Origin of the sequence: Amycolatopsis sp. NPDC049691, assembly GCF_040675005.1 — a bacterium.
GTDB lineage: Bacteria > Actinomycetota > Actinomycetes > Mycobacteriales > Pseudonocardiaceae > Amycolatopsis.
The window spans coordinates 413,661-435,276 of sequence record NZ_JBFANX010000006.1 but is presented as its reverse complement, the minus strand read 5'-3'; the positions used below and the strand labels follow the sequence as shown (position 1 = coordinate 435,276).

Sequence of the window (21,616 nt, the reverse complement as noted above, 5' to 3'; positions counted from 1 at the left end):
GACAACTACTTCGGCGAGCTTACTGACGTGGCAACCCCCGATCGGGTTGCCTGGTCCGCCACGGCCCTCACTCGCCGGCGACCGCGCGGGTCCGCACCGAACCCGCCCGCCGGATCCCGAACGGCTGCATCCGGCTTTCCGCGCGCCGCACGTCCCACACCGCGCCCATCCCGGTGTACGCCGTCAACGCCGTGCGGAACGCCGTTCGCGCGTCGTCGAGCTGCCCGGACTCCGCCAGCAGGATCGCCGCGTCTTCGGTCGCCTTCGCCTGCTTCAGCAGCCGGCCCGCCGCGCGGTAGTGCGCGACCGCCGTCAGCACCGGTTCCGGGTCGCCGGCGACCAGCCCGCGGCAGTGCGCGGCCGCCGCCGCGTGGGCGGGCGGGACCTCGCCGTCGGCCGACAGCAGGCGCACCGCCTCCTGCGCGCGCTCGGGCATCCCGAGCTGGAGCGCCAGCCGGACGACGTCCGGCAGCCACTGGTGGCGCGCGGCCGGCGGGTAGTTCTCCTCCAGCAGCGGCAGCAACGCCGCCAGCGCCGCCTCGGGCCGGCCGTCCTGCTCGGCCAGCAGCGCACGGGCCGCGAGCAGGAAGTCGCCGCCGTCGGGCTCGAGCCCGGGCGGCCACTGGCGGCGGCCCGCAGCGTCGACGTGCGTCCTGGCCACGGCGGTTTCGCCGCGGTGTCCGGCGATCAGCGCGCCGACGCCGTGCACCAGCAGCGCCGAACCCGGGCTGCGCAACACGTACGACGCCGTTTCCGCGCCGTCGCGGATCACCGCGTCCAGCTCGCCGAGGGCCTCCGGCCAGCGGCCCAGCCAGTAGTAGTGGACCGCGCCGGCCAGGTGCATCTCGCCCGGCACCGCGCGGGTCGCGGCGATCCGCCGGGCGGCCTGCAGCGGTTCGGCGGCTTCGTCGAGGCTGTCGAGCGTCGGCACGGACAGCGCCGCGTCGTCCAGCGGGTGCAGCCCGGCCGGCGCCAGGACCGTCTCGTCGCCGAGCCGCTCCAGCGTGGCCAGCAGCGATTCATGCCGCCCACGCCACATCTCCGGGACGTCGGCGTCGTCGAGGGTCCGCTTCAGCTCGGCCGTCGCCTCGGCGAAGTCGCCGCGGCGGTAGTAGACGTAGGCGAGGATCCAGCGCATCTCCGCCGCGCGACGGCTGTCGGACGTCCGCGCGACGACCGAACGCGCTTCGGCTTCGGGCTCCCGGCCGAGCCAGAACAGCAGCCGGGCGAGCGTCGCGGTCAGCGTCTCCCGCGCGTCCGGCGGCAGCGCGCCCTGGGTGACGGCGTGGCGCAGCAGGTCCACGGCGACGCGCGGGGTCTCGGTGGCGACCGCGCCGATGTTGTCCAGCAGCCACGTCGTCACCCACGGGTCGACCTGCGCGGGCGCGGCGGCGAGCTGCTCGGCGACGCGGGCCGCGGGAGCGCGCGCGGCGGCGAAGGCCTCGGCCAGCTGCCGGTGCAGCGCCACCCGCATCGCCGCGGGCGCCTTCTCGTAGAGCACGCGCCGCAGCAGCGGGTGCCGGAACGCGAGCCGGTCGCCCGACTCGACGAGCACCCCGGACGTGATCGCCTCGTCGACCGCGCCGACCAGCGCCGTCGGCGGCCGCTCGGTGGCGACGGCGATGTCCGACAGCGAGAACTCGCCGCCCAGCAGCGCGGCCCAACGCAGAGTGTCGCGGGTGCCGCTGGAAAGGAAGCTCAGGTACAGCGTGATCCGCGACCCCAGCGGCGCCGGGATGGTCTGGCAGGAGTTGCCGTCCAGGTGCGCGTGGACGCCGTCGAGCACGATCATCGACTGCGCCAGCAGCGTCTCGACGATTTCCCTGGTGTAGCGCGGGTTCCCGGACCCGTAGGAGACCAGCGTCCGCAGGCCGGGCCCGGGTGGCGCGCCGACCAGCTCGGTGGTCAGCTCGGTCGTCTCGGCCTCGGCCAGCGGGGGCAGCGCCAGCACGGTGACATCGTTGTCGAACTCGGCTCGCAGCTCGTCGAGCGCGGCCGGTCGCGGGACCGGGCGGCACGCGCCCACCAGCAGCAACGGCAGTTCCCGCGTCTCCCGGCTCAGGTACCGCCAGACGCGCAGGGTGGTGTCGTCGGCCCAGTGCAGGTCGTCGACGACGAGCACCAGCGGCGCCTCCGCGCACAGCTCGCGGACCAGCCCGAGCAGGCCGTCGACGGGGTCCTCGCCCGAGCGCTCGCCGAGCCGGGCGGCCAGGTTCGCGCGCCGCTCGTCGGTCGCCCGCGGGTGCACGCCCAGCGCATCCAGCAGCGGCCGCAGCGCGAACCGCTGGTCGAGCGCGTCCGCGGCGGCGAAGGCGGGCTTGAGGTCGTGGGCCATGGCGAGCAGTTCGGCCAGCAGCGCCGTCCGGCCGCTGCCCGGTTCGCCTTCCAGCCACAGCGAATGCCCGGTGCCCGCGGCGGCGTCGGCGACGGCTTCGCGCAGCCGGGCCAGCTCCGCTTCCCGGCCGACGAAGACGTCGGCGCGCTCGGGCATCGCCGTGACCGGCGACCGCGGCACGCGCACGGGCGGAGGCGGTTTCGGCGCCGGCTCGTCCCGCAGCTCGTCGTGCAGCCGCCGCAACGCGGGCCCCGGCTCGGTGCCCGAGGATTCGACGAGCCGGTCGCGGACGTCGGTGTAGACGGCGATCGCCTCGGTCCGCCGGTCGGAGCGGGCCAGCGCGCGCATGAGCAGGCCGCGCAGCGTCTCGCGGAACGGGTGCTCGCGGGTCAGCGCGGTCAGTTCGGCGATGAGCTCGGCGTGCCCGCCGGACTCCAGCACGATCTCGGCGCGTCGCTCGATCGTCGCCAGCCGCACCTCGGCCAGCCGCGCACGCTGGGCGGCGGCGAACGGCCCGGGCAGGCCCGAGAGCGGGACGCCGTGCCAGAGGTCGAGGGCCTCGTCGAGGATCTCGCGCGCCCCGCGCAGGTCGCCGGCCGACTGCTTGCGCTGGGCCGCCTCGCGCCGGGCCTCGAAGCGGTGGACGTCGATCGCGCCGGCGTCCAGGCGCAGCGAGTAGCCGGAGCCGATCGACGCGAGCAGCTGCGGGCCTTCGCCCTTGGCACGGCCGGGTTCGAGCGCGCGCCGCAGCCCGGAGACGTAGGTGTAGATGGAACCCTGGGCGCTCTGCGGCGGCGCCTCGCCCCAGACGGCGTCGATCAGCTCCTCGCGCGAAACCGTGCGGTTCGGGTTCATCGCGAGGACCGCGAGAACCGTCCGACGGTGCGCGGAGCCGAGGTCGAGCTCCGTTTCCCCATGCCAGGCTTTCACCGGGCCGAGCAGCTGGAGTCTCGGTGCCGCAGCCGACATCGATCTCCCTTTCTGCGCTGACGAACCGTCACGCGCCGGATGCCTGACGTGAGCATACGCGGCCGCCGTGAACCGGCAGGCAAGGATGGCGGACATTCGGGCAACGGCGCACGGGCGGGGTTCCGCCGGGCCGCGGCGTGCGCGACGCTCGGGGACGCCGAGACCTCGAGGAGCCCGAAATGGCCACAGCCGAGCCGACGGAGGACATGAAGCGGGCGGCCGCCCGCTTCGCCCGCGCCGTCGACGCAGCCGGCTCCCACCTCCGTGACGTCGCCAGCGAGATGGCGCTGGTGCAGGCGTCCTGGCGCGGGGACGCGTCGGTGCGGTTCGGCCAGGCGATGAGCGACTGGGAGCAGGAGTTCGACGTGATCCTCTCGCGGCTGGCGCGGCTGCTCGAGACGACCGGCGGCCCGGTGCCGCTGCAGCGGCGGCCATGAGCAGGCACGAGCTCGACGTCCGCTTCGCCGACCTGGTGCTCGACCGGATGGGCGCGATCACCGGTGAGCTGGGCGACCTGCTCGCCGAGCTGGAGTCCACTGTGGAGCCGGAGCTGGCCGGCTGGACCGGCGAGGCGCGCGAGGAGTACCTGCGCGCGAAGCGCGAGTGGGGGCGGGCGGCCGAGCGGATGCCGGGGTGCCTGGAGCGGGCGCGGGAGGCGTTCGGCGAGCTGGCGGGTTCCGTCTTCACGCGCGTGAAGACGGAATAGGGACGGTGTGAAGACGGGCGGTCCACACTGCGACCATGAAGCCCGTCGAAGTGACCGTCCTCGCCTCGGACCCGATCACGCACGCCGGCGCGGTGAGCCTCCTGGAAGCCCATCCGGACGTCCGGATCACCGACCTGGTGCCCGACGTGCTGCTGGTGATGGAGGAGCACGTCACCGAGGCCGTGCTGGGCGAGATCCGGGCGGCGAAGGCGTCGCACGTCGTGCTGGTCGTCGAGCACTTCCGCGAGAGCGACCTGATGGCGGTGCTGGAGAGCGGCGTCGTGGCGATCCTGCCGCGCCGCGAGACGGGCGGCGCCGAGCTGGTGACGGCGGTGCTCGCCGCGGGCGACGGCACGGCGAACCTGCCGCCGCGGCTGCAGGGCGCACTGCTTTCGCAGGTCCAGCGGATGCGCAAGGACGTCCTGGAGCCGAACGGGCTCACGCTGTCCGGGCTCGCGGCGCGCGAGTGCGACGTCCTGCGGCTGGTCGCCGAGGGCTTCGGGACCGAGGAGATCGCGGCGAAGCTGTGCTACTCCGAGCGGACCGTGAAGAACGTTCTCTACGGCTTGATGACGCGGTGCGGCCTCAACAACCGGGCCCACGCCGTCGCTTACGCGTTGCGAGCGGGCGCGATCTGAGACGTTTTCTTTGCCACTGTCACCTTTCCGTGGGCTAGGGTCGCGATCATGGTGTCGACCGCCGCGGAGATCGCGGCTTCCGTGCGGGCCGGGCAGCTCGATCCGGTCCAGGTGGCCAAGGAGGCCCTCGACCGGATCGCGGCGGCGGACGGCGTGGTCGGCGCCTTCCGCCGGGTGCGTTCGGCCGAGGCGCTCGAGGAAGCCGCGGCGGTGGCAACGCGGCCCGATCTGGCGTCGTTGCCGCTGGCCGGGGTGCCGGTCGCGGTCAAGGACGTCACGGAGATCGCGGGCGAGTACGCGTCGCACGGTTCGCTGGCGGGGTCGTCTTCGCCGTTCGAGGAGGACGGGGTGATCGCGGCCCGGCTGCGGGCGGCGGGCGCGGTGCTCGTGGGGCTGACGCGGGTGCCGGAGCTGTGCGTCTGGCCGATGAGCGACACCCCGGACGGCATCGCCCGCAACCCGTGGGACCCGACGTACGCGTCGGGCGGCTCGTCCGGCGGCAGCGCGGCGGCGGTGGCGGCGGGCTTGGTCCCGCTGGCCCACGGCACGGACGGCATGGGCTCGGTCCGCCTCCCGGCGGCGATGTGCGGGCTGGTCGGGCTGAAACCGGGCGCGGGCGAGCTGTCGGAGGGCGGCTGGTTCGGCATGTCGGTGCACGGCCCACTGGCGACGACGGTCGAGGACGCGGCGCTGCTGTACTCGGTGCTGGCCGGTGATCCGTCGCTGGCGTCGGTGCCTTCGCCGTCAGCGGTGCGCATCGGGATGTCGACGACGGTGCCGCTGCTGCACACCCCGGTGCCCCGCGAACTGGTGGCGGCGGTTTCGCAGGCGGCGGGCCTGCTGGCGTCGGCGGGGCACGCGGTGACGCCGGCCGCGCCCCGCTACCCGGCGACGATGGTCCTGGGCATGACGGCCCGCTGGCTGGCGGGCCCGGCGGTCCAGGCGGCGGACTTCGACTTCGCGCGGTTCCAGCGCCGGACGCGCACGCACGTCCGGGTGGGCAGGCTGCTGTCGCGAGCGGGGCTGATCCGTTCGAGCACGCGGGACCGGTGGGTGGCGCGGGCCGCGGAGTTCTTCGCTTCGCACGACGTCCTGATCACGCCGACGCTGTCCCATTGGCCGGTGAAGGCGGGCCGCTGGCACGAGAAGCGGTGGCTGGCGAACGTGCTGCCGTCGACGCGGCTGGCGGGCTTCACGGGGCAGTGGAACTTCGCGGGCTACCCGGCGATCACGGTCCCGGTGGGCCGGTCGGCGCGCTCGGGGCTGCCGACGTCGGTCCAGCTGGTGGGGCGGCCGGGCGAGGAGTCGTTGCTGCTGGGCTTGGCGGCCCAGCTGGAGGCCGCGAACCCGTGGCCGAGGACAGCCCGCTCCTGAAGCGCCCCAAGCTCAGAAAGGTTCCGCGGCTTCTTGGGGCATGCGGCGCTCGAACTCGGAGAACGCCATGCTTTGTTCCGGGGTCAGACGGCGGTTGAGACTCCGGACCCACTCGGCTCGGCGCGCTTGCATCGCTTGTGAGTAACGCCTGCTCTTGCCCTGGCGAGGCGCCTTGGCGAATCGTTCCCAAGCCGCTTGGCGGCTGACGCCCAGCGCTTCGGCGATTTCGTCCCATTTCACCCCGAAACTGCGGGCCAGCTCGACCTCGTACGCGACCAGGCGTTCCGCGCTCGCGGCGAGTTCGCTGACTTCCAGCAACCACGGGGTGAAGTCCCTGTCCGCGGTGAGTGCGGGCTTTTCCCGGGCGACCGCGTCCGCGGCCGAGCGGTGCCGCCGAGCCAGATCCGAATACGCGCGAGCCACCGCGGCCAGGTGCTCGGCGTGTGCCCGCAAGGTGGTTCGGCGCGGCTTTCGCATGATCGGAGGCCCCCTCTGCTTGTTGAAGTTCGTCAAGCCGACCTTGACGAACTTTTTAAAGTTTATCTTGACAAGAGCGGACGCGGCGTTCGCCCCCCAGGAGGGGGCTCACCACTGCACTTGCTCAGTTGGTGTCAAGGTTACCTTGACAGATGAGTGCAAAGACGCCCAACCTGTGGGCCACCGGGCGTTCGACGGTGGTCCGCACCGGCCGGAGGCTGAAAAGTCCCTTGGTGTACCAACCGCACACCTTGGGAGTTCTTGTGTTGACCACGATCATCCAGCCCGCCGCGACACCGGTGGCCGGTGTGGTGCTCGCGTTGGCCGTCATAGCGCGTCCGCTACTGCGGTATCCACATCTCTGGCGGTACCTCGAAACCCGGCTCAAGGTGAGAGCCGCGAAGCGAAAGCAGCGAAAGCGCCCCTGAACGCGCCGAAGGCCGCCTCGAAACCTCGAGGCGGCCTTCGGCGCGTCAGCTCAGGAGCCCGGCTTGCTCGCCGTCGGGGTCAGGGGCTTGGCCCCGTTCCCGTTCGCCGGCTTCGTCGCCGGCCCGTTCGAGTTGGCGGGCTTCGGCGCCGGCTTGGGCGCCTGCGCGGCCGGTTTCGGCGCCTTCGCCGATGCCGGGATCGACGGCTGGACCACCGGCACCACCGGGGCCGACGGCGTCGTCGCGGCTTCCGGGGACTCCGCCGAGTCGCCGCCCACCAGCTTCGACGCCTGCGGGATCACCGCTTCCTCCGGCAGCGGCGCCAGCTGCGTCTCGCTGCGGTTGAGGATGTCCTCCGCCATCGCCAGGCTCTTGCGGGCCTGCTCGCGGATCTCCGCCAGGCGCTCGACCTTGCGGTTCGCCGCCGTCGTGCGCTGGGCCGCCTGGGTGGTCGCCTCGTCGAGGCGGCGGCGGGCCTCCGCGGTGGCCTCGTCCAGCCGCCGCTTGGCCTCCGCCGTCGCCTCCGCCAGCCGGCGCTCGGCCTGGTTCTTGCTCGCCGTGCGCTGGTCGGCGACGTGCTTCTCCAGCGCCGCCTTCTGCGCCGCCTGGGACGCCTCGAACTCGCGCTCGAGCTTCCGCCGCTTCCGCTCCGCCTCGTTGTCCAGCAGCTCGCGCCGCTGGGCCGCCTCGACGGTCAGCCGCTGCACCTCGGCGCGCGTCTCGGCGAGCGCGTTCTCGTGCTCGGAGTGCAGCAGGTCGGCCTGCTTGTCGAGCTCCGCGACCAGCTTCGTGTACCGCTCACGCAGCTTCTTCGACGCCTCGGTCGAGCCCGCCCACGTCTTCTCCGCGGCGGCCTCGGCGCGCTTGATGATCTCGTCCGCGCGGGCCTGCGCGAGCGTGACCGTGCGCTGCATCCGCTCGTCGAGGTCCTCGAGCCGCTCCGGCGGCTTCTTCAGCTCCTCGATGCGCGCTTCGAGCGCCGCCACCTGCGAACGGACCGTCTCGGCCTCGCGGGTCGCGGCGGCGGCCTGCGCCACGGCGGCGTCGCGCTCGCTGAGCACGCGGCGCAGCTGGGCTTCGACGTGGTCCAGGTACTGCCGGACCTCGTTGCGGTCGAAGCCGTGCCAAGCCTGCGTGTACTCGCGGCGAAGGGGGAGGAGGCCGTTGAGGGCGGTTGCGGCGGGGTCGCGCTCAGGAACCATGGGCCCGACCGTACCCGGGGACCGTCCGCTTCCGCCGTCCGGCTTAACGAATCACCAACACGTGTCGCCGTGTCGCCGGAACGGCCTCACCCCGGAAACCCTCGGTTACCAGTGGAACCCGCGCGAAAGCCGGGCGAGAGCCATCGCCGCGCGCGAGAGGTGTTTCTCGCCACGGCCGATCTTCAGCTGGCCCGAACCGCCCGCCGCGGTCGAATCCGGGAAGATCCGGAAGCCCTGGTACGCGATGGCGTCGGTGAGGCCCGGCGTGAGCGTGTAGGCCAGCCCGATCGCCTGCCCCGCCGGGGTGCCGATGTGCTTGGGCCGCTCGACCAGCGCCTTCATCACCATGTCCGCGGCCTGCTCCGGCGACTTCGTCGGGAACGCGTCGTAGATCTTCGTCGGCCGGATCATCGGCGTGCGCACCAGCGGCATGTGGATCGTGGTGAACGTGATCCCGTCGCCGTGCGTCTCGGTCGCCGCGATCCGGGAGAAGTAGTCCAGTGCCGCCTTCGACGCCGCGTACGCCGAGAAGCGCGGCGCGATGCCCTGGACGCCGATCGACGACACGTTCACGATGTGCCCGAACTTCCGCTCCGACATGTGCGGCAGCACCGCGAGGATCAGCCGGACCGCGCCGAAGTAGTTGATCGCCATCGCGCGCTCGTAGTCGTGCATCCGGTCGTAGGACAGCTTGATCGACCGGCGGATCGACCGGCCGGCGTTGTTGACCAGCATGTCGATCCGGCCATGCTCGGCCAGCATCGCGTCGACGGCCTTGTGCACCGAGTCCTCGTCGGTGAGGTCGGCCGGGTAGACCGACGCCGTGCCGCCGGCGGCGACGATCTCGTCGCGGACCTCTTCCAGCTCGTGCTGGCGGCGCGCGACGAGCAGCGGGACCCCGCCGGCCGCGGCGACCTTCAGCGCCGTCGCGCGCCCGATGCCCGACGACGCGCCGGTGATGATCACGCGCCGGCCGTCCAGTTCGCCGCGCGGGCCGTGCTTGCGCGCGCGGAACGGGTCGAGGTGCTCGCGCCAGTAGCGCCACAGCGTCGGCGCGTACTCCTCCAGCCGGGGCACCTCGACCGTGCCGGCGAGGGCCTTGCGCGTCTCGGCCGAGGAGAACACCGACGGGAACGCCATCGTCTCCAGCAGCACCGGCGGGATGCCGAAGCGCTCCAGCACGGCGTCGCGGGCGATGGTGACGCCGGGGATGTGCTCGGTCAGCTTGACCAGCCCGACGATCCGCTTGGACAGCCCTTCCCCGAGCTGCACGGTGATCGTCGGCGCGCCCGCGGCCTTCGCGAAGGCGTTGTAGACCGAGACGACCGGCTGCGGCTCGGGGTTGACCAGGTGGAACGCGTGGCCGTCGAGCCCGGGCTTGACGACCAGCTCCAGCAGCGCCTCGGCGACGTAGTCGACCGGCACGATGTTGGTGTCGCCGAGGTCCGGGCCGACGAGCGGCAGCACGTCCGGCAGCCCGGCCAGCCGGTTGATCGCCGGGAAGAGGTAGTACGGGCCGTCGATCTTGTCCATCTCGCCGGTCTCGGAGTGCCCGACGACGACGGCGGGCCGGTACACCCGCCACGGCACCCGGTCCTGCTCCCGGACGATCTTCTCGGCCTCGAACTTGGTCCGGTGGTACGGCGTGACCAGCCGCTGCCCGGCGTCGAACATCTCCTCGGTGAAAACGCCTTCGTGGTCGCCCGCGACGGCCACCGAGGACACGTGGTGCAGGCAGCCGGCGCGCAGGTCGGCGGCGAGGTCGACGACGGCGCGCGTGCCGTCCACATTGGCCTTGACGCTGGCTTCGTCGTCGGCGGTGAGGTCGTAGAGCGCGGCCAGGTGGACGACGTGGTCGACGCTGCCGCGCAGCTGCTCGCGGTCCGCTTCGGACACGCCGAGCAGCGGCTCGCCGAGGTCGCCGGTGACGAGCGTGACGCGGTCGGAGTGCGGCCACTGGTCGACCAGCGCGGCCAGCTTGGCCTTGCTCGACGCGCGGACCAGCAGCGCGACGCGGTCGTCGTCGGGACGGGAGAGCAGCAGCCGGGTGAACTGGCGCCCGATCAGTCCGGTCGCCCCGGTCACCAAGAACGTCGCCATCGTCTTCACACCTCTCACCGCGCTCGCCTGACCCTGGGCATTCTGCTGCATGGCGACGTCACTGACCACCGTGCCGAAACGTGATGTTACCCACGAGTAACTTATTCGGGGTCCGCGACGACGACGCGGTTCTCCTCGTAGCCGTCCGAGCCGCCGACCCAGCGGCCGCCGCACGTCACGAGCACCACGCGGTGCGGGCCGGACTGGCCGAACAGGTCGTCGGCGCGGGCGGGCAGGTCGTCCTTGTGCACCGTGACCAGCTGGGAGATCCGGTAGCGCCGGGTCCGGCCCGCACTGTCCACAATGGTCACTTCGCCGCCGATCCGCGCGGACCACAGCTCGGCGAACGGCCCGGTGGCGCCCCGCCAGTTGACGTGCCCGGCGAAGACGCTCGCCCCGCCGGCGGCGTTCAGGTCGGCGCCCCACCAGGTCGCTTGGCGCAGGTCGGCGGGGACGGGGAGTTCCCCGCTGGGGCCGAGGTCGGTGCGGACGAGGGTCGCCGTGCCGCCGGCGGGGAGCCGGACGGTGCCGGGTTGTTGAGGGGGCGGTGCCGGTGGGGCGGACGTCTGCGCGGCCGGGGCGGCGGGGGCGGCGCTGGTGGTCGCCGGCGCCGGGGGCGGCGGCGGTGCGGGCGTGGCCGGACGGGCCGCCGGCGCGGCGGCCCCGGCGGCGGGCAGCGCGGTCCCGGCGACGACGACCGCGGGCGCCGAGGTGACGACGTTGCCACCGAACTGGACGGCGAGCACGGTGGCCGCGCCGAGCGCGAAGCCGACGAGCAGCCGCCCGCGCTTCGGCTTCCGGGGCGCCCATTCGCCGACGGGCTCGGCTTCGCCCCAGCCGGCCCAGGTGTCGTCCGCGGTCCAGCCGGCGTTCGCGGCGGCCTGGCCGGTGGTGCCCGCGACTGCCCGGCCGCCGGTGTGGCTGCTCGTTGCCCGGCTGGGGTCCGCGGCGGTCTGGCTGGCGGTTGTTCGGCTGTCGGTGTGGCCGCTCGCGGTCCGGCCGGCGTTCGCTGTGGTCTGGCTGGCCGCTGTCTGGCTGCCGGTGTGGTCGCTCCCGACCCAAGTCGCCGCGGCCTGGCCGCCGGCCGTGCCCGCGAGCGGTTCGGCCCGGCCACCGTGGCCGGCCGGCCGGGCCGGGCTCGGCTCGAACCAGCCGCCCGCGCTGGGCCGGTACAGCGTCCCGTCGTCGTCCGCCGACCAGCCCTCGGCGTTGGTGCGTGCCATCTCGCTTACCTGCGCGAGGCCCGCCGCGCGGCGAAGGCCGCCAGCCCGGCGCCCAGCAGCACCAGCGCGCCGAGCCCGGCCAGCCCCGCCACCGAATAGCTCGTCTCGACCGCACCCCGCGCCTGGACGACCGGCGCGCCGCCCGCCGGGATCGCCCGCGGCACTTCATTGGGCTTGTTCGTCACCGTCAACGCCAGCGTCTCGCCCGGCTTCACCGTGCCACACGCCGACGGCGGGTTCTTCGGGTCGTACGCGTTCGTGTAGCCCGGCGGCGGGCTCGCCTCCACCACGCAGATCTCCTGCGGCGCGCGCAGGTTCTCGACCTTCACGCCGCCCGTCGCGCCGTCCGTCGTGACCACCGCGGGCTTGCCGTCGGCGCCGGTGAGCGGCTTGCCGTCCTGGCCGAGCGCGGCCGTCGCCCTGTCCTTGCCCGTGATCCGCAGGACCGCGCCGCCGACGCCCTTGCCCGTGTTCGCGTCCGTCTTGGTCACCTGGACCTTGCCCGGCTTCGCGACGCTGACCACGCCCTGCGCCGTCAGCTCCTGCTCGCCGCCGGTCGAGACGACGCGCTGCTTGCCCGTGTCGACCGGTACCCGCACGTACGGCCGGTCGGCCGGCGCGGACAGCGACGCCACGAGCTTCGGCTGCTCACCGGCCGGGGTCAGCTTCACCTTCACGGTCCCGTCGGCGCCCGTGTCGAGCGTGACGTCCTTCGCGGCGCCCTGCGGGCTCGCGTTGCCCGCGGCCGGTTCCCCGCCGCCGAGCGTCGCGGCGGTCGCCACCAGCTTCACCGGCACCCCGGGAACGCCCTTGCCCTTGGCGTTCTTCACCGTGACCGTCCACTCGGCGGGCTCGCCGGGGTACTGCGGGTCCTTCGGCGTGGTCACCGACGCCGTCCACGGGCCGCGGTTGGCCGCCGCTTCGGACTTCAGCTCGTCGACCGCCGCCCGGGCGCTCGCGGGCAGGCCCGCCAGGTGGAACGGCGCGTCGTAGCCGAGCTTCGCGGCGGGCAGCGCCGGGTCGAGGTCCGCCGGGGTGCGCGGCGCCGAGGTCCAGGAGTGCAGCAGGTGCGCCAGCGCCGCGGCCTCGTCCGGCTTCTTCGTGGCGCCGTAGCGCAGCAGCAGGTACGAGATGTCCGCCGCCTGCTCGGCCGGGAGCTTCGTGCCCCACTTCGTCAGCAGCTCGTCGCCGGGTTTGTAGACCTCGTCGGTGTCCGGCGCCTTCAGCTGGAAGCTCACGCAGAACACCTGCTGCCCGCCGACGACGTAGGACCCCAGCCAGTTCCGGGGGCCGGTGCCGTCCTGGCCGGGCTCGACCGCGTAGCCGACGCCCTCCTGCTTCGCGGCGTAGGCCGCCGGGGCCGCGACGGTCACGGACAGCGCGCCCAGCAGGGCCGCGGCGACCAGGCCGGTGAGCGCGCGGACGCCCGCGCGGGGACGTGTCGACCACCTCATGGTGTCCAGGCTCCTTCGTCGGACGCGGTTCGGTACCACCGCGTCTTCGCAGGTCACGTGCTTGATCAAGTCCCCGACGCGCGCACGGTGAGCATCCGGGCACGCCAGGTGAGGGTCACTCGGAAGGGGTGCGGGTGTCTACCGCTCTTCGGGTGGCTGTCGCCGAACGGTCGTGATCTCCGTCGCATACCGTGTCCACCGAGGCCAGGGGCTCGCCGTCGAGTAAAGTCCTCTTTACTCGACGGGAACCGCTCGCTCCCGGCGGTCGTTGAACCCGATGCAGCGTCGATCCACGAAGCAGCAGATCCAGGAGGATCAGGTGCGTTCCAGTAGCAACCCGGCGTTCCGCAACCTGCCGCACGGCGGAACGCAGACTTACGGCCAGTACGGGCCCCCGGTGGGCTTCAACCAGACCCAGGGCGGCGTGCCCGGGTACGGCCCCGGGCAGGTCCGCTCCGGCGAGGGCGACCGCCCGATGACGGTCGACGACGTCGTCGTCAAGACCGGCATGAGCCTCGGCGTCGCGCTGCTCGCCGGCATCGTCACCGGCATCTGGGCCCAGACCCAGCTCGCCGAGACCGGCAGGCTGTCCGGCGCCCTCATCGGCGCCATGCTCGGCGGCCTCGTCGTCGGGCTCGTCATCTCCCTCGTGATCATCTTCCGGCAGAAGCCGAGCGGCCCGCTGACGCTGGTCTATTCGGCGGCCGAAGGGCTCTTCCTCGGCGCGCTCAGCGGCGTGTTCGAGGTCGTCTACCCGGGCATCGCGCTGCAGGCGATCATCGGCACCGCCGGTGTCTTCATCGGCATGCTGGTCGTCTACAAGACCGGCGCGGTCAAGGTGACGCCGAAGCTGACCAAGTGGATCGTCGGTGCCGTCGTCGGCGTCGCGATCCTGATGCTGTTCAACCTGATCAGCGCGCTGTTCTTCGGCTTCAACCCGCTGCGCGACGGCGGCCCGCTCGCCATCGTGTTCAGCATCGTCTGCATCGGCATCGCGGCGTTCAGCTTCCTGCTCGACTTCGACCAGGCCGACCGGATGATCCGCGAGGGCATGCCGTCGAAGTGGGCCTGGTACACCGCGTTCGGCCTGATGACGACGCTCGTGTGGCTGTACCTGGAGATCCTGCGGCTGCTGTCGTACCTCCGCGAGTAACCTGGCTCACCGTTCCCCAGTGAAGGCGCTCCGTAATCGGCGGGGCGCCTTTTCTGTGGGTAATTCGTGCATTCGGGGACCCCGCTGCGGGCCGCGCTCACCCTGCGTGTTGGATGTGCCGGTCGGTTCTTCATTTCACATGTGTGAGGTGCACAGTGAGCGTTCCCCCTCCGGCCCCCGGGGGCCAGCAGCCGGTGGGCCAGCCCGATCCGTACGGGCCGCCGCCGGGCGGTCAGCCGCAGCAGTACGGCCAGCAGGGCCAGTTCGGCGCGCCGGGCACCCCGCCGCAGGACGGCCAGTACGGCCCGCCGCCGGGGCAGTACCCGCCGCCGCCCGGTCAGCCCGGCCAGTTCCAGCCCGGCCAGTTCCCGCCCGCGCCCCCGGTGCCGAAGAAGTCGAAGACCGGCGCCATCATCAAGTTCGGTGTCCTCGGCGTCGTCGTGATCGTGGCCGTGGTCATCGGGATCGTGTCGTTCAACAGCTCGCCGGCCAGCTCCAACGTCGGTGACTGCCTCTCGATCACCGAGTTCACCCGGGGCGGCGACGACCCGGCGAAGGCTGACTGCGGCGACCCGAAGGCCAACGTCAAGATCGCCGCGAAGCTCGACAGCGCGAGCGACCAGTGCCCCGGCGGCTCCGACTCCGGCTACGACACGTACTCGGTCAGCGGCCGCAGCTCGTACAAGCTGTGCCTGATGATCAACGCGAAGCAGGGCGACTGCCTGGCGAACTTCTCGTCGCAGACCAAGGGCTACCAGAAGGTCGCGTGCACCGACCCGAGCAAGGACGCCGAGCTCGTGAAGGTCGTCGAAGGCCAGGCCAGCGACAGCGTCTGCGAGGGCACCGAAGCCACCCGCGTCGCGATCTACCCGCAGCCGGCGACGACGATGTGCGTCAAGACGAACTAGCTGCCGGACCGTCGGAGGCCTTCTCGCGTGCTTCGCGAGGAGGCCTTCTTCGCGTCGGGAGGTACCCGGATTGCTCCGTTCGTCCCACAGTGTGCGACGGGCTGCGACGAAGCGATCACCGGACCTACCTTGGGTCGTCCTTCCCGCCCGAGCCTGGAGTACTGGTGGCGACGACCGAATCCCCTGCCGGTGAAAAGAAGTTCCTCGACTTCCCCACCTCCTGCGCCGCGCCCGTCCCGCAGCCGGAGGAGCCCGTCCGCGTGGTCCCGCTGGCCGTCGCGGGTGTCCTCGCGGCCGGCCTGACCTGGTACGTCTGGGCGAGCCAAGGCCCCAAGTTCGGGGTCCTGCTGCTGCTCGGCCTCGGCCTCGGGCTCGCGTTGTTCCACTCGCGCTTCGGTTTCACGTCGGCGTGGCGCCAGCTCATCGCCGTCGGCAACGGACAGGGCCTGCGCGCCCACACGCTCCTGCTCGGCACCGCCGCGACGCTGATCGCGCTGATCGCGGGGACCGGTGCCGGGCTGTTCGGCAGCAAGCCGGCGCCGACGGCCAGCCCGCTCGGCCTCGCCCTCTTCGTCGGCGCGACGCTGTTCGCGATCGGCATGCAGCTCGGCGGCGCGTGCGCGTCCGGCACGCTGTTCGCCGTCGGCTCCGGCCAGTCGGCGATCGTGCTGACGCTCGGCGGGTTCATCAGCGGATCCGTGCTCTACACCTGGGCGTACCCGCTGCTGAACGGCTGGCCGGCCTTCCCGGGCGTGCTGCTGGCCGACCACGTCGGCTGGTTCGGCTCGTGGGCGATCACGATCGCCGTGCTCGGCGGGATCGTGCTGGCCACCCGCGCGGTGCAGCGCCGCCGCACGCCGCCGCCGGTGGACGTCGTGCCGACCGCGCACGGCTTCGCGCGGATCCTCCGCGGCTCGTGGCCGGTCCTCGTCGGCGCCGTCGTGCTGGGCGTGCTGGCCGGCGCGGTGTTCCTCGTGTCCGGCGGGATCTGGGGCGTCACGAGCGCGTTCTCCTTGTGGGGCGCCAAGATCCTGCAGGTGTTCGGGCTGCACCCGGAGTCGTGGGAGTTCTGGCGGCAGAAGACCAACGCGACGTCGCTGGCCGGCCCGATCTGGAAGGACAAGAACAGCCTGACCGACATCGGGATCATGATCGGCGCGGCGGTGGCCGCCGCGGCCGCGGGCGCGTGGAAGATCCACAGCTCGATCCCGTGGCGCACCGCGGTGGCCGCGATCCTCGGCGGCGTCCTGATGGGCGTCGGCGCGCGGATGGCGGGCGGCTGCAACATCGGCGCGTACCTCGGCGGGATCTCGACCGGCAGCCTGCACGGCTGGCTGTGGGGCGTGTTCGCGCTCGGCGGCACGTGGGTGGGGCTGAAGCTGCGGCCGCTGTTCGGGCTGGCGAACCCGGTGCCGACCGACAGCATCTGCTGACGCGGTTTTGTCGGAGGTCCCCGGTATCGTCGCGGACGAATCGACGAAACTGGGGGAAATCTCCTTATGACTACGGAAAGAACCGGCTCGGCGCCGAACGGTGACGCGCTCGACGCCGGGGTGCTGAAGGTCGCGTCCGTGGTCGTCCTCGGCGCCATCATGGCGATCCTGGACACCACGGTCGTCAACGTCGCGCTGCAGAAGCTGACGATCGAGTTCTCGACGTCGTTCGACGTCATCCAGTGGGTCGCCACCGGCTACCTGCTGGCGCTGGCCACCGTGATCCCGGTCACCGGCTGGGCGTCCGACCGGTTCGGCACCAAGCGGCTCTACATGCTCGCGATCGTGCTGTTCCTGGCGGGCTCGATGCTCGCGGGCGCGGCGTGGAACATCGAAACGCTGATCATCTTCCGCGTCCTGCAGGGCTTCGGCGGCGGCATGCTGATGCCGTGCGGCATGACGATCCTGACCCGCACGGCGGGCCCGCAGCGGCTCGGCCGGGTGATGGCGGTGCTGGGCGTGCCGATGCTGCTCGGCCCGATCGGCGGCCCGATCCTCGGCGGCTGGCTGGTCGACGCGGTGAGCTGGCGCTGGATCTTCTTCATCAACGTCCCGATCGGCCTGGTCACGCTGCTGCTGTCGTGGCGGCTGCTGCCCAAGGACGAGCCCGAGACGGCGTCGCGCTTCGACTTCGCGGGCATGCTGATGGTGTCGCCCGGCCTGGCGGCGCTGATCTTCGGCGTCTCGAAGATCCCGTCGGCGGGCGGGGTCGGCGCGGTCGAGGTGTGGCTGCCGGCGCTGGCCGGGCTGGCGCTGCTGGTGGCGTTCGTGCTGCGCGCGCTGCGCGTGCCGAACCCCCTGGTGGACCTGCGGCTGTTCAAGAACCGGTCGTTCACGGTGGCGATGGTGACGATGTCGCTGTTCTTCGTGGCGTTCCTCGGCGGGATGATGCTGCTGCCGACGTACTTCCTGCTGGTGCGCGGCGAAACGACGCTGCACGCCGGGCTGCTGCTGGCCCCGCAGGGCATCGGCGCGATGATCACGATGCCGATCACCGGCAGGCTGGCGGACAAGGTCGGGGCGCGCAAGATCGTGCTGCCCGGCATGGTGCTGATCATCGGCGCGATGGCGGTGCTGACCCAGGTCACGGCGACCACGCCGTACTGGACGCTGCTGTCGGCGCTGTTCGTGATGGGCCTGGGCATGGGCTGCACGATGATGCCGATCACGACGTCGGCGCTGCAGACGCTGCAGCCGAAGGACATGGCCCGCGCGTCGACGGCGACGAACATCGTCCAGCAGACGGCGGGCGCGATCGGCTCGGCGGTGATGGCCACGATCCTGGCGGCGCTGCTGGCGGGCAAGTTCGGCGTCCCGACGGCCCAGGGCCAGCTGGCGGCAACGGGCGCGATCCTGAACCCGGCCACGCACACGGCGGCGACGGGCCTGGCGGCGGAGGCGTTCTCGACGACGTTCGTGTGGTCGCTGGTGCTGGTGGTGCTGTGCGTGCTCCCGGCGCTGTTCCTGCCGAAGACGAAACCGGCGGCACCGGCCCCCTCGGAAGGCGAGGAGGCGGCACCGCCGGTGATGGTCCACTGAGCCGATGGGGAAGACCGGGAAACCGTGGTCGTTCGGGTTCGTCTACGTGCTGCGCAACCCGCGTGATCCGGGCGTGGTGAAGATCGGGTTCACCGACCGGCTTGCGGAAGACCGGGCCAAGGAGTTGTCGGGCTCCGGCTTGCCCGAACCCTTCACGGTCGAATTCCGGGCGGCGACGTGCCGCCCGCGGGAGCTGGAGCGGTTCGCGCACGACGCGCTCGCCGAGTTTCGGCTCAACCCGCGCCGCGAGTTCTTCGAGGTTCCCGTCGAAGTCGCCATCGAGACGATCCGCGAAGGACGTGCGCTGGTGGACGGGATCGGTGCGTGGGCGTCGGACGAGGTTCACACCGTCGGCGCGGGCGATCGGATGACGCTCGCCACGAAGGCCGGTGAGATCTTCGTGGTTCTGGCCATGCTGGATCCGTTGCTGTCGAGACCGTTTTATCCGTACGACTTCTGGCAAGCGCACACCGACGGCGACAGCCTCGAACTGATGGGCACGGACAACGTCGGCGCGGTGGCGGGACTCAGTGACGACGATCAGGGCGCCACTGAGGACCCCGTCCCGTTTCTCGATCGGGCCGGGACCGCCCCAGCGGGAGTGATCAACGGCCGCGAACGTCTCCGTCCGGGGGACAGGCTGGTGTGGCTGGCGGTCGATCCGACAGGGGAAAACGCGGTGACCGCCATCTTCGAGATGAGCGATCACTGCCAGGTCGTCAGCCGGACGTGGGACTTGAAGTTCGCCCCGAACGGCTTCCCGCTGCTGCTGAACATCCCGATGTTCGAGAAGCTCCCGCCGGTCGCGGTCCGCCGCACCCGCGCAGCCTTGGCGATGCCGCGTCTTCGCTTCCCGGGGCCGGGGCGTCTCGATCCGGAGGAGGAGGTGCCTGTCGCCGGGGATCCGCAGCCCCCTGAGTACTGGCTGCCTCAGCTGAAGCGAGGGGAGCGCGGCAGCAGCTGACCGGAAGGGGTGAAGGCCGCCACCGGAAGCCCGGTGGCGGCCTTCACCGCGTCACAAGCTCAGGAGAGGCGTTCGATGATCAGCGCCATGCCCTGGCCGCCGCCCACGCACATCGTCTCCAGGCCGAACTGCTTGTCGTGGTGCTGCAGGGAGTTGATCAGCGTCGACGTGATGCGCGCGCCCGTCATGCCGAACGGGTGGCCCACCGCGATCGCGCCGCCGTTGACGTTCAGGCGGTCCAGGTCGATGCCCAGGTCGCGGTACGACGGGATCACCTGCGCGGCGAACGCCTCGTTGATCTCCACCAGGTCGATGTCGCCGATCGACAGGCCCGCCCGCGACAGCGCCTGCTTGGACGCCTCCACCGGCCCGTAGCCCATGATCTCCGGCGACAGCCCCGTCACGCCCGTCGACACGATGCGGGCCAGCGGCGTCAGGCCCAGCTCGCGCGCCTTCGTGTCGGACATGATCACCAGCGCCGCCGCGCCGTCGTTCAGCGCGCAGCAGTTGCCCGCCGTCACGCGGCCGTCCGGGCGGAACACCGGCTTCAGGCCCGAAACGCCCTCGATGGTCACGCCCGCGCGGGGGCCGTCGTCCTTCGAGACGACCGTGCCGTCCGGGAGCGTCACCGGGGTGATGTCCTTGGCCCAGAAGCCGTCCGCGATGGCCTTCTCGGCCAGGTTCTGCGAGCGGACGCCGAACTCGTCCATCTCCTCGCGCGTGACGCCCTTCAGCCGCGCCAGGTTCTCCGCGGTCTGGCCCATCGCGATGTAGACGTCGGGGACGTCACCGGACTCGCGCGGGTCCGTCCAGCTGTCCGTGCCCGACTCGGCCGTCGCCGCCGTGCGCTTCTCGGCGTCGGCGAACAGCGGGTTGTGCGTGTCCGGCCACGAGTCCGAGCTGCCCTTGGCGAACCGCGAGACGGTCTCGACGCCGGCCGAGATGAAGACGTCGCCCTCGCCGGCCTTGATCGCGTGGAACGCCATCCGGGTGGTCTGCAGGCTGGACGAGCAGTAGCGCGTGATGGTGCAGCCGGGCAGGTGGTCGTAGCCGAGCTCGACGGCGACCGCGCGGCCCATGTTGAACCCGGACTCGCCGCCCGGCAGGCCGCAGCCGAGCATCAGGTCGTCGATGTCGGTCGGGTCGAGCTCCGGCACCTTGGCCAGCGCGGCCTGGACCATCTGCACGGTCAGGTCGTCGGGCCGCATGCCGACCAGCGAGCCCTTCCCGGCACGGCCGATCGGCGAACGAGCGGTGGAGACGATGACGGCTTCAGGCATGGCGTGACACATCCTCGTATCGCGAGCTAAGCGGTTGCTCACCAGTGTGCCGTGAACCACGCTCCCGGCAAAGCCGAACGCGACCAACGCAACAGCGGGCTGGCAGGATCACCCGGGTGGGGACCGAGACGCGCGTGCTGCGGACGAGGACGATCCTGCTGTGGGGCGCCGGGCTGCTGGTCGTCGCCGCGCTCGCGGCCACCCTGCTGCTGACCCTCCTGGGCGGTGGCCGCCCGGAGGACTCCGCCCGGCTGGACGCCCTCAAGACCGCCGCCAACATCGTCGTCGGCACCGGGGGCGCCGCCGCCCTGCTGCTCGCGGCGCGGCGGCAGCGGTCGGCCGAGCTCGACCTCGCGCAGAAGGACCACGACGCCACCGAGCGGCGGATCACCGAGATCTACGGCAAGGCCGCCGACCAGCTCGGCAGCGACAAGGCGCCGGTCCGCCTCGCCGGGCTGTACTCGCTCGAACGGCTCGCCGGCGGGTACCCCGAGCACCGGCAGACGATCGTCAACGTCCTCTGCGCCTACCTGCGGATGCCGGTCGAGGACGCCGACAAGGAGGGGGCGCAGGTCCGCAAGACCGCGCAGCGGATCCTCCTGCTGCACCTGCGCCCCGGCAGGCCCGAACAGCCGAACGAAGGCTTCTGGCCGGACATCGACCTCGACTTCTCCGGGGCGCGGCTGGTCGGGCTGAACCTCACGCACTGTTCGATCCGCTCGATCACCTGCTACGGAACGACGTTCTCCGAACTGACGTCCTTCCGCGGCACCCGATTCCGCACTAAAGCGGACTTCAACAAGGCGCACTTCAAGGAACGGGTCGATTTCCGCGGGGTGGAATTCGTCGACGGGTGCGAGACGTTCAACGGTGCCGTTTTCGCAGGTCCGGCCGATTTCGGGACGAAGTCCGCCGCGCGGCTCGCGGGCGCCGAAGCCGAACCCGGGTTTCCCCGTACCTGGCCGGAAGGCTGGGAAGAACGCGGCGGCACGGGCAGGTCACAATTGACACGAAAGGACGAACCGGGGCAACCGGCGCGCCGATAGGATCGTCGCAGCAATAGCAGGGTCGCCATTTCCGATACGGGAGGTGAACTGGCGATGTTGACCGGACGGGCCGCCTACGGGGCGTCCCTGGCTCTTCGGATGGGGTGCCGCACCACGGCCTGCGCCAGGCGGGACCTCCGGGACGGGACGACGGCTCGGCGTGCGGCGGCCCTCGGGCCGGCACCGGGGTAGACGAGCGGCTTGGTGGCCGCCGGCGGTCTGCACCGGGCGGTCCGACCCCGCTGACGCGGACCCGGCGTGCCCGACGCGCACCCGGAGACCCCGCCGGCGCACGAGTGGACAACGCCACCGGTGCGCCGTTTAGGC

17 protein-coding genes are annotated in these 21,616 nt (G+C 72.2%); 10 read left to right on the top strand and 7 right to left on the bottom strand.

Features of this window, described 5'->3' with window-relative positions; genetic code table 11:
• Positions 1-67 precede the first annotated feature (67 nt).
• Complete coding sequence (locus AB0J40_RS17160) at positions 68-3,304, bottom strand: BTAD domain-containing putative transcriptional regulator (protein ID WP_364453536.1); 3,237 nt, start codon at positions 3,302-3,304, stop codon at positions 68-70.
• A 179-nt stretch (positions 3,305-3,483) separates the two neighbouring features.
• Here AB0J40_RS17160 and AB0J40_RS17155 point away from each other — a divergent pair, with 179 nt between their 5' ends.
• Genes AB0J40_RS17155 through AB0J40_RS17140 form a run of 4 tightly spaced genes read left to right on the top strand, consistent with a single transcriptional unit; the run spans position 3,484 to position 6,022 of the window.
• Positions 3,484-3,741: a WXG100 family type VII secretion target gene (locus AB0J40_RS17155; protein ID WP_364453533.1), complete on the top strand. Its 258-nt coding sequence runs from the start codon at positions 3,484-3,486 to the stop codon at positions 3,739-3,741.
• On the top strand, positions 3,738-4,010 hold the full coding sequence (locus AB0J40_RS17150) for a WXG100 family type VII secretion target (protein ID WP_364453530.1): 273 nt from the start codon (positions 3,738-3,740) through the stop codon (positions 4,008-4,010). Before AB0J40_RS17155 ends, AB0J40_RS17150 begins: the two co-directional genes overlap by 4 nt.
• 35 nt (positions 4,011-4,045) lie before the next feature.
• A complete protein-coding gene (locus AB0J40_RS17145) occupies positions 4,046-4,648 on the top strand; it encodes a response regulator transcription factor (protein WP_364453528.1) in 603 nt (200 codons plus the stop codon).
• 48 nt (positions 4,649-4,696) lie between these two features.
• Entirely contained in the window at positions 4,697-6,022 is a 1,326-nt protein-coding gene (locus tag AB0J40_RS17140; RefSeq protein WP_364453525.1) for an amidase family protein, read from the top strand.
• A 12-nt stretch (positions 6,023-6,034) separates the two neighbouring features.
• Here the strand turns inward: AB0J40_RS17140 and AB0J40_RS17135 are convergent, their stop codons facing one another.
• The 5 genes from AB0J40_RS17135 to AB0J40_RS17115 all read right to left on the bottom strand — a co-directional run bounded on the left by AB0J40_RS17135 (position 6,035) and on the right by AB0J40_RS17115 (position 12,906).
• The gene (locus tag AB0J40_RS17135; RefSeq protein WP_364453523.1) at positions 6,035-6,535 is read right to left on the bottom strand and encodes a hypothetical protein; all 501 of its coding nucleotides are present in this window, start codon (positions 6,533-6,535) and stop codon (positions 6,035-6,037) included.
• Positions 6,536-6,977: 442 nt separating this feature from the next.
• Positions 6,978-8,129 carry a cell division protein DivIVA gene (locus tag AB0J40_RS17130; RefSeq protein ID WP_364453521.1) on the bottom strand — a complete coding sequence of 384 codons (1,152 nt, stop codon included), beginning with the start codon at positions 8,127-8,129 and terminating at the stop codon, positions 6,978-6,980.
• A gap of 105 nt (positions 8,130-8,234) precedes the next feature.
• Positions 8,235-10,229, bottom strand: a complete 1,995-nt coding sequence (locus AB0J40_RS17125; RefSeq protein ID WP_364453519.1) for an SDR family oxidoreductase — start codon at positions 10,227-10,229, stop codon at positions 8,235-8,237.
• 101 nt (positions 10,230-10,330) lie between these two features.
• On the bottom strand, positions 10,331-10,975 hold the full coding sequence (locus tag AB0J40_RS17120) for a class F sortase (protein ID WP_364453701.1): 645 nt from the start codon (positions 10,973-10,975) through the stop codon (positions 10,331-10,333).
• Between the two features lie 482 nt (positions 10,976-11,457).
• Positions 11,458-12,906 carry a hypothetical protein gene (locus AB0J40_RS17115; protein ID WP_364453516.1) on the bottom strand — a complete coding sequence of 483 codons (1,449 nt, stop codon included), beginning with the start codon at positions 12,904-12,906 and terminating at the stop codon, positions 11,458-11,460.
• A gap of 319 nt (positions 12,907-13,225) precedes the next feature.
• Here AB0J40_RS17115 and AB0J40_RS17110 point away from each other — a divergent pair, with 319 nt between their 5' ends.
• The 5 genes from AB0J40_RS17110 to AB0J40_RS17090 all read left to right on the top strand — a co-directional run bounded on the left by AB0J40_RS17110 (position 13,226) and on the right by AB0J40_RS17090 (position 18,963).
• Entirely contained in the window at positions 13,226-14,059 is an 834-nt protein-coding gene (locus tag AB0J40_RS17110; protein ID WP_364453514.1) for a Bax inhibitor-1/YccA family protein, read from the top strand.
• Between the two features lie 155 nt (positions 14,060-14,214).
• On the top strand, positions 14,215-14,967 hold the full coding sequence (locus AB0J40_RS17105; RefSeq protein WP_364453512.1) for a hypothetical protein: 753 nt from the start codon (positions 14,215-14,217) through the stop codon (positions 14,965-14,967).
• Positions 14,968-15,131: 164 nt separating this feature from the next.
• A complete protein-coding gene (locus AB0J40_RS17100; protein WP_364453509.1) occupies positions 15,132-16,400 on the top strand; it encodes a YeeE/YedE family protein in 1,269 nt (422 codons plus the stop codon).
• Between the two features lie 66 nt (positions 16,401-16,466).
• Entirely contained in the window at positions 16,467-17,999 is a 1,533-nt protein-coding gene (locus tag AB0J40_RS17095; RefSeq protein WP_364453506.1) for a DHA2 family efflux MFS transporter permease subunit, read from the top strand.
• A 4-nt stretch (positions 18,000-18,003) separates the two neighbouring features.
• The gene (locus AB0J40_RS17090; protein WP_364453503.1) at positions 18,004-18,963 is read left to right on the top strand and encodes a GIY-YIG nuclease family protein; all 960 of its coding nucleotides are present in this window, start codon (positions 18,004-18,006) and stop codon (positions 18,961-18,963) included.
• 59 nt (positions 18,964-19,022) lie between these two features.
• On the opposite strand, the gene AB0J40_RS17085 is transcribed toward AB0J40_RS17090, so the two are convergent.
• Entirely contained in the window at positions 19,023-20,243 is a 1,221-nt protein-coding gene (locus AB0J40_RS17085) for an acetyl-CoA C-acetyltransferase (protein WP_364453500.1), read from the bottom strand.
• A 116-nt stretch (positions 20,244-20,359) separates the two neighbouring features.
• Between AB0J40_RS17085 and AB0J40_RS17080 the strand changes: the two genes are divergently transcribed.
• Positions 20,360-21,289 (top strand): pentapeptide repeat-containing protein, encoded by a 930-nt coding sequence (locus tag AB0J40_RS17080; RefSeq protein WP_364453497.1) that lies wholly within the window; start codon positions 20,360-20,362, stop codon positions 21,287-21,289.
• Positions 21,290-21,616: the final 327 nt, after the last annotated feature.